The organism is Methanoregula sp. (assembly GCF_041663825.1).
GTDB lineage: Archaea > Halobacteriota > Methanomicrobia > Methanomicrobiales > Methanospirillaceae > Methanoregula.
This window is the reverse complement of the sequence record NZ_JBAYLY010000055.1, coordinates 1-6,527: the sequence shown is the minus strand read 5'-3', so window position 1 is coordinate 6,527 and position 6,527 is coordinate 1. Positions and strand designations below refer to the sequence as shown.

The window sequence follows — 6,527 nt, the reverse complement described above, 5'->3', positions numbered from 1 at the left end:
TCGCGCTGCTCCATCATTTTGATCGTGTCCTTCACCGTCTCGGCGCTGCGATATCCCCCGTTCAGGTGAGCGTACCGGTCCGACAGGTGCCGGGCAATTACCACCGGAAAATAGCCGAGTTTATGCAGTTCCCAGATCTTCCGCTGCTCTTCTTCTTTTACCGGGTAACCTTGTGCCATCAGTTACCTCCGTTCTCAATTTCCTGTGCTCGTTTCGTCGCTTCCATAAGATCCCCTGTCACTCCTGCGATCGTGTACTGATACCCGCCTTCCGGTAATTTCACGTAATTGAACCGATTGATCACAGTATAGAGCGGTTTCCCTTCAGCGTCTCGCAGGCATACGAAGCCCCGCGCAGGACGTTCCAGCAATACGATCACATCATCGCGGGTGAGCGTGTCGAACCGGATCGCAGGATCCTCTAGGCTGATATGCATTCGCCTCCCGTGTGTCCTCCCGTACTCATCGGGTGCTATGGCAGGATTTTTGTTCATGTACCAGTTATTGGGATCTAAGCGTCCCGATGCAATATAGAACTGATCGCGGCGTTTTAAGACCTCGTATAATACACGATCAAACGGCTCTGCTGCCTCATCCTGCATCCAGAACACCAGCATAAAAAGAAACGGTTTCCACAATTTCTCTCTCCGTTCGTCTGATTTATCGCAATCGTACCATTTCTCTTTAGCAATGTCATAGAGAAGGCGCTGCGATCCCGTGAGGTTATCGATCCACGATTGCGGAATGTCGGGCATGAGCCGGACCAGTTTCCTTAACGGCTCTTTCATAATCCAATGAAATAGAACCGTGTTGAACGATGCCTTTTCCCACTCGGGACCGGTGTTTAATCCATCGATCACGTCATCAGTACCAAACCAATAAAGTAATCGATTCCTCATCTTGATAAGTGTTGATTTTATAGGTATCATGCTCGTGCCTCTCGGTATATCGCCCAACAGCGGCAACCGGGGAAGCGCGGGGGTTCCTGATCTCCCGATGGGAAATCCTCATCGATAGGTATCCATCCTGCCGCGCTATTCTCCAGACATCCTTCTGATACCTTCCCATCCCCGCTGTTCTGCCAGCTCTTTTCCATCTTCACGCCGTCTTCTTGGATGGACTGCGCAAAGATATGATTCCCGGTTTCATAGCTGCGGGCGCTCTCGGTCACTGCGATGAGCCGGGCCCGATCCCGACCAATTTCACCATTAAACGCATCGGATATGATCTTTGCTGTTTTACTGTAGGATTGCCCAGTATCAAGTGCATCGGTGATAATTGTTTTAAGTCTATCCCTAGTTGTATCCTGGATATCTTTGATGTATTTCAGCGATCCGCCTGTCTCCTTGAAGTACTTCACAGCGCGGGGATTGGCGAGGCTGAACGTGGTCTTTGGATCGTACTTCAACTGTCCTTTGAGTTGATCGGCGCCGGATAAGATACCATCCTTTTCGACACCGAGAATAACGTTTTGTAAGTCTTCATCGGTCTCTTTCTCAATGTCGGACCAGATCTTATCCAGTTTCTTCAGTGCTTCGGTTTTGGCCGGGTTTCCCGCTTCCAGCGCCTTGATCGGGATATCGGGAGGGAAGTACTCGCGCATCCGGGTAAAGTGCATGAGGGTAAGCCGCGATTGCTCCTCGAAGAATGCGCGGAGGTGCTGCTCGTGGTTACGGGCGATGCGGTCTTTATCCCTGACCTTCTGATACCCGATGGTTGCCGTGGTGAAGCGGGTGATTGCTCGGGAAAGTGCGGCGGGGATCATCTTTTCCTGACCGCCTCTGCCAGTTCGTGCGCCGCTGCCGCCATCTCTTTCTCTGATGCGAGTTTCTGATCGGCCATTGGATCGGAACTGTCCACATAGTTCTGCATATCAAACGGGTTCGGCTGGCGTTTCGGTTTCTCCTCTTCGCTTCGTTCATCCTCTGGGATCCCGAGCTGTTCCCTGCACCAAGCCGCCGGGCATACCGCATCCGGATCAGTACCGGTCCTGAGCTGGGATATTGCCGTTGCCATCTTTGCGAAGTCCTGCGGATCGGTATCGTTCAGCACCATCTTCACGAGCCCGGGAACACCGGTACGCATGTCGATAACAATATTCCACATCTGCTCAACGTCACGCTGGCAGCTCTTGATCTTCTTGAAGAACGCGCCAACGCGGGTAACGGCGGTTGCGTCCGTGGTGCCCTGACGGAGCCCGAGCAGTTCGCCCGGGATCCCCATACCGGAAACCACGCGGGCCAATGAGACATCTGAGTATTGCTGCACGTTGGGCACTCCTGCCGTATCGTGCATGATCATCTCAATGTCGCCTTCGGTGGGGAAATTATCAAGAGCGTTGATATTTTCAAACTCTTTCTTGAACGCAGTCCAATCAGCATCAGAGGCCTTTGCAGCGTCTGGCCGGTTCTTGTTGAGGGCAATCTGCCATTTCGGGGTACCGTGTAGGCAGATTCCGTTCGCCGTGGCCTCAATCACACGGGTATCCCTCTTGATGTCGTGGATCACCCGCTCGATCAGTGAGATGCCATACGGGGAATCGGGCCGGCTCATAAACTGGTAGTGCAGGACCTGCTTTTTCTCAAGTGGTACCGGAGTACCGAGCGAGTCCCCGTTGTTGGCGTTCCGCTGGATGTATCGCATGATTGCACCGGTCTTATCGGTGTCGAACTCAAAGCACTCAGCCGGGCGGGGGATGACGTTCACGGGCTTCTCTGCCATTGATCCGCGCCCCATCACGATCTCCGCGAGGCCGTCCCGCACGGTGATAGCGTCAACCATCATCTGCCATGTGATATCGTAGACGTTGATGCCATTGAGGAAATCCTCTATATCGGCCTTTGCTGCCTCTCCGCTTTCTCCCGCATCCTCGTCGATCTCCAGCGTGTAACCTGCCCCGATGGTGTACAGCGGGTACAGGTCCACGCCCTCCGAGATGTACGCCCCCTGAAGGTAGATGTTCCGGAGATCCCGCATTTTCTTGAAGGTCCGGTTCGGATCCTGTGTGCGATCCGGGATATACATCGATCCCTGCCCCGCGATCCGCCAGTCCCGGGCTTTCGCCACTGACTTTACATCCTCTGTCGGTCCCTCGTTAATGCTGAGGAGCCGCTTGCCTAATAGATCTATTCTCATGGTCTTTTACCTCCGTCCTTTCTCCCGGCTGCCCGGAATCCCCCGTTTGCCCGCAATGCCAGCGCGTTATACCCGCCGCTGACTGCATCGACCTGATCGTCGTGCGCTCCTTCTGTCGGAAATAATACCAGTTCGTCCATAAGTGCTCCTGTAAAATGCCCGTGCAAAATGAATAGATTGCCTTGCTCCGCTGCCGTGCTTAATGCCGCCGCCCGGCTCACTTTGCTGCCCGTGCTCTTGATACCCTTGAAGTTATAGCCGGTGAGCACCTGCCGGGCGTAATGATCGATTACATCAACTCCGGCGCTGCCCGGCTCCTGCTCCATGCGGATCATGACCTCATGCCCGTCCATCTGTGCGGTTTGATGGATCAGCGCCTCCACCCAGCCGGGCGGCTCTGGGTGCGTTTGACATCCAGCACATAGACCCTGCCGTGATCGATACCTACGAGCGCCCCGGCCGTCCAATCCCCTCCACCTTCCGTTGCCGCCTTATCCCAGTATCGGCATAGCGGCATGTTTCTGGGTACTGCATCGGCGAGTTTCAGCCATTCCCGTTTGAACAGCCCGCCTTCGGGCCTCACATCCCAATTCCCGCTTAAGAGCTGTTCCCGTGTGATGGGGTCCAGTTTCATCAATGATTGAATGTAGGATTCCCGGTCCAAGTGCGGGTTATCGTCCAGCGATGCCGGGATGAACATTCTTTCGGGGTTCTGCGCTGACGTGATGAACCGGGCCTTTACCCACTCATGCCCGATATCACCCGGGTTACTGGCTGCTCGCATCCTTAACGGAACATCGGAGCCCGCCAATCTCCGCAACCGCGAATGGAGGTAAAGGTACTGGTTCTCCTTAAACTGGGTCAATTCATCGAAGCCGATATATTGAAACGCGGATCCCTGATATCGGTAGTGATCCCGTGGTGCATCCAGATACCCAAAGGTGAGGGTTGCACCGCCCGGGAAGTTCCATGTCTTTTCTTTATCGTGCCATCGTGCATCCGTGCCCTGTAGCCATTCAAACGACCGGCTCATTATGGCTTCCGGGAGGGAGAGATCCGGGAATGTGCGCCTGAGTAAGAGGGCAGCATAGCCCGGAACGTGCACATACTGGAGGGCTGCCATTAAGAGAGCGTCCGATTTACCGCCGCCTGCTGAACCGCCATATAGGATCTCCGGGATGTGATCATGCAGTAAAAAGAGCGCCTGCTTCTCTGTGGGTTCGTGCGGGATATACTTGTTGAACCGCACGGTCTGGAGGTAATGGGTCACGACGGGCTCATAACTTGACAGCGGGCAGGATTCCGACAAGTTTGCGCACCTCCTTTGATATGTCCAATGTCGTTTCGGTCTTGATGGGTGCGCCGTCTTTGCCGGTAATCTCCTGCACCTGTTTGTCTCGCCATACTTCCGGCTGACGGTTCATTAGCCAGAACTTTCCCGCCGTAACATCAGCGGGTAACTCTTTTTCCGTAATTTCTTTTCTCGTCGATCCATCGGGGTTCTCGATTATCTTGATTTCCCGTATTTTTAATCCCCCTTTTGCCCGGTTGAACAGAGAATCGGATACTTCACTATCGGCATATTCCTTACCTTTCTTGATGGTGCTGAGAAATTCGGGATGTTTATGCATCCATGTGTTGAGCGTGGCCCGGTCGATATTGAGGGCTCCGGCGATCTGTTCATTGGTCTTACCGGACTCTGCCAGCTCTTTTACCAATGGAAGGTGTTTATTCGGGTCAAATAGGGACTTCCGACCACGTTTCTTTAATTCTCCGTCGGGTTTTTTTCGGGTCATTCCGTCACCAGTTTAATTTCCTTGCCCGGGAATGTTGTTTTGAATCTCTCTAGTATAACTGCCACATACTCAGGCGAAATTTCGCAGCCCCGGCATTTCCTTCCCAAATTCTCACATGCGATCATGGTGGTGCCGGAGCCGAGGAAGGGATCAACCACAATATCATTACCGGCGGTCATGGCTTCGATATATTGGAATGGGAGATCTATGGGGAAAACGGCAGGGTGTGCAGCGTTTTCTTTGTGGCGGACCTCTTGACAGACATCAGTTACACTTCCGATAGGTCTTCTATCCTTTACCGCACGAAATTCACCATTGAGAATGTCGCCTTCTTTTGTCCGGTAATGCCTCCTCTTTAAAACACCGGCGTTGGTATTCTCTATTGTCGCGTTGAGTTGTTTTATTGTTGATCCAAAAACAAATAGCCATTCGTGCATTATAGGGAACATTGCGGTTTGTCCTGCAATACTCCCGGCGTTTGGTTTTACCCAGACATTCCAACTTAATAATTTATATCCGGCTTCTTTTGCTGTTTTGATATAATCATCCCAATACTGCACAACCTCATTATTTTTCCTTTGGATACCGAGATTTATTATTTGATACGTCGCTATCTTTGAGAACGCTTTAATAAAATTGATAAGTTTTGATATTGACACGTCGGTGCCTTCTGCATAGGTCCTCATATCCGAATACGGCGGGCTGGTAAACAGGATCTCCGCCTTCTCATCCCCCATTAATCTCCCAACAACCGCCGGATCGGTGCAATCCCCGCAGATCACCCGATGATCGCCGCATTGCCACATCTGCCCCAGTTCAGTGCCCCACTCTTTCCGCAGCTCCTCCGCTCTGCTTATCTGCGGTTCGGCGTCTAATGGCTCATCGTCCTTGTGAAGATCCCTGAGCATCCCGTCAAACTCGATGTCATCAAACCCGGTGAACTCCAGCATATCATCAAGTTTCAGTTCCTGCAAGTTGATCGTGAGCTGTTCGATATTCCAATCTCCCTGCGCTTTGTTAAGAGCGATGTTGGCGGCATTCTCTTCCTTCTCTGACAATTCCTTAAGATCCGCTTCTGCAAAGGCCCACGTATACGCACCGAGCGCCACGGTGTACAGTTCGGTGTATCCCTGCGAATCCAGGACTTTAAGCCGCTGATGACCACCCAGGATCTTTCTGGTGCGGGTGTTGAAGATGATCGGGTCCAGTTGCCCGAACTTCTCCACGCTCTTATTGATCTTCTCAAACTCCGGATCGCCTTTTTTGAGATCCTTTCGCGGGTTCTTTGCATCCGGTATCAGGTGCGACAACAGGATTTTGCCGAGCCCTGCCGGAAGCGGTTTTTCTTTCAATGGGTTTTGCTTCATGATTTCCTGCCCTTTAATTCCCTTATCTCACTTATCATGATCTCTTTCTTGTCCTGCAATTCTGCGATCTGCTCATCGATATGCGTTATTCGCTCTTGGAGTTTCCGGATCCTGCGTTTCCCGGTTGCATCCCCTATGCATTCTGCGGTCATCGTAATTCTCGATCCTCTGGGCATTGTGCTGATGCCATCAACCCCTCACAGGATTGTCCATCGCGATCCTTGTGGTGA

The 6,527-nt window shown here is 52.4% G+C and carries 8 protein-coding genes; all 8 read right to left on the bottom strand.

Going from position 1 to position 6,527, the window contains the following annotated elements; all coding sequences use genetic code 11:
* Nucleotides 1-178: 178 nt before the first annotated feature.
* Nucleotides 179-787, bottom strand: coding sequence for a hypothetical protein (locus WCX19_RS14745; RefSeq protein ID WP_373009456.1), 609 nt, complete (start codon nucleotides 785-787; stop codon nucleotides 179-181).
* Between the two features lie 137 nt (nucleotides 788-924).
* Nucleotides 925-1,764, bottom strand: coding sequence for a phage minor head protein (locus WCX19_RS14740; RefSeq protein WP_373009454.1), 840 nt, complete (start codon nucleotides 1,762-1,764; stop codon nucleotides 925-927).
* Nucleotides 1,761-3,134: a hypothetical protein gene (locus WCX19_RS14735; RefSeq protein WP_373009452.1), complete on the bottom strand. Its 1,374-nt coding sequence runs from the start codon at nucleotides 3,132-3,134 to the stop codon at nucleotides 1,761-1,763. Before WCX19_RS14735 ends, WCX19_RS14740 begins: the two co-directional genes overlap by 4 nt.
* Nucleotides 3,131-3,517 carry a phage terminase large subunit gene (gene terL / locus WCX19_RS14730; protein WP_373009450.1) on the bottom strand — a complete coding sequence of 129 codons (387 nt, stop codon included), beginning with the start codon at nucleotides 3,515-3,517 and terminating at the stop codon, nucleotides 3,131-3,133. The genes WCX19_RS14735 and terL overlap by 4 nt, the downstream gene beginning before the upstream one ends.
* Nucleotides 3,505-4,443, bottom strand: coding sequence for a phage terminase large subunit (locus WCX19_RS14725; RefSeq protein ID WP_373009448.1), 939 nt, complete (start codon nucleotides 4,441-4,443; stop codon nucleotides 3,505-3,507). The genes terL and WCX19_RS14725 overlap by 13 nt, the downstream gene beginning before the upstream one ends.
* The gene (locus WCX19_RS14720) at nucleotides 4,412-4,930 is read right to left on the bottom strand and encodes a hypothetical protein (protein ID WP_373009446.1); all 519 of its coding nucleotides are present in this window, start codon (nucleotides 4,928-4,930) and stop codon (nucleotides 4,412-4,414) included. The genes WCX19_RS14725 and WCX19_RS14720 overlap by 32 nt, the downstream gene beginning before the upstream one ends.
* Entirely contained in the window at nucleotides 4,927-6,297 is a 1,371-nt protein-coding gene (locus WCX19_RS14715) for a site-specific DNA-methyltransferase (protein WP_373009444.1), read from the bottom strand. Before WCX19_RS14715 ends, WCX19_RS14720 begins: the two co-directional genes overlap by 4 nt.
* Nucleotides 6,294-6,449 (bottom strand): hypothetical protein, encoded by a 156-nt coding sequence (locus WCX19_RS14710; protein WP_373009442.1) that lies wholly within the window; start codon nucleotides 6,447-6,449, stop codon nucleotides 6,294-6,296. The genes WCX19_RS14715 and WCX19_RS14710 overlap by 4 nt, the downstream gene beginning before the upstream one ends.
* Between the last annotated feature and the right edge of the window lie 78 nt (nucleotides 6,450-6,527).

Coding starts and splice junctions, on each gene's coding strand:
- WCX19_RS14745 (WP_373009456.1), bottom strand. CDS start 787: ATGAAAGAGCCGTTAAGGAAACTGGTCCGGCTCATGCCCGACATTCCG.
- WCX19_RS14740 (WP_373009454.1), bottom strand. CDS start 1,764: ATGATCCCCGCCGCACTTTCCCGAGCAATCACCCGCTTCACCACGGCA.
- WCX19_RS14735 (WP_373009452.1), bottom strand. CDS start 3,134: ATGAGAATAGATCTATTAGGCAAGCGGCTCCTCAGCATTAACGAGGGA.
- WCX19_RS14720 (WP_373009446.1), bottom strand. CDS start 4,930: ATGACCCGAAAAAAACCCGACGGAGAATTAAAGAAACGTGGTCGGAAG.
- WCX19_RS14715 (WP_373009444.1), bottom strand. CDS start 6,297: ATGAAGCAAAACCCATTGAAAGAAAAACCGCTTCCGGCAGGGCTCGGC.
- WCX19_RS14710 (WP_373009442.1), bottom strand. CDS start 6,449: ATGACCGCAGAATGCATAGGGGATGCAACCGGGAAACGCAGGATCCGG.